This is a genomic window from Bacillus cereus group sp. N21 (assembly GCF_016483395.1).
In the GTDB taxonomy this organism is placed as follows: domain Bacteria; phylum Bacillota; class Bacilli; order Bacillales; family Bacillaceae_G; genus Bacillus_A; species Bacillus_A pseudomycoides.
In genome coordinates this window covers 1-715 of sequence record NZ_JAEHBX010000217.1, presented here as the reverse complement: position 1 = coordinate 715, position 715 = coordinate 1, and the positions used below count along the sequence as shown (strand labels likewise).

The following is a 715-nucleotide window of genomic DNA, read 5'->3' as shown; positions in this document are numbered from 1 at the left end:
CCGCCCCAGTCAAACTGCCCACCTGACACTGTCTCCCGGGTCGATAAGACCCGTAGGTTAGAATTTCAATACAGTCAGGGCGGTATCCCACCAGCGCCTCCACCGAAGCTAGCGCTCCGGCTTCAAAGGCTCCCGCCTATCCTGTACAAACTGTACCAAAATTCAATATCAGGCTACAGTAAAGCTCCACGGGGTCTTTCCGTCCTGTCGCGGGTAACCTGCATCTTCACAGGTACTATAATTTCACCGAGTCTCTGGTTGAGACAGTGCCCAAATCGTTACACCTTTCGTGCGGGTCGGAACTTACCCGACAAGGAATTTCGCTACCTTAGGACCGTTATAGTTACGGCCGCCGTTTACTGGGGCTTCAGTTCAGAGCTTCGCTTACGCTAACCCCTCTCCTTAACCTTCCAGCACCGGGCAGGTGTCAGCCCCTATACTTCGCCTTACGGCTTCGCAGAGACCTGTGTTTTTGCTAAACAGTCGCTTGGGCCTATTCACTGCGGCTTTCCGTTAAGAAAGCACCCCTTCTCCCGAAGTTACGGGGTCATTTTGCCGAGTTCCTTAACCAGAGTTCTCTCGCACACCTTAGGATTCTCTCCTCGCCTACCTGTGTCGGTTTGCGGTACAGGCACCTTTTATCTCGCTAGAAGCTTTTCTTGGCAGCGGGGAATCAAAGACTTCGCTCCATAAGGAGCTTCCCCATCACAGCTCA

1 rRNA gene is annotated in these 715 nt (G+C 53.0%); it reads right to left on the bottom strand.

The window, feature by feature from the left end:
* Positions 1-715: ribosomal RNA gene (locus tag JDS96_RS30555) — 23S ribosomal RNA — on the bottom strand; the annotation flags it as partial.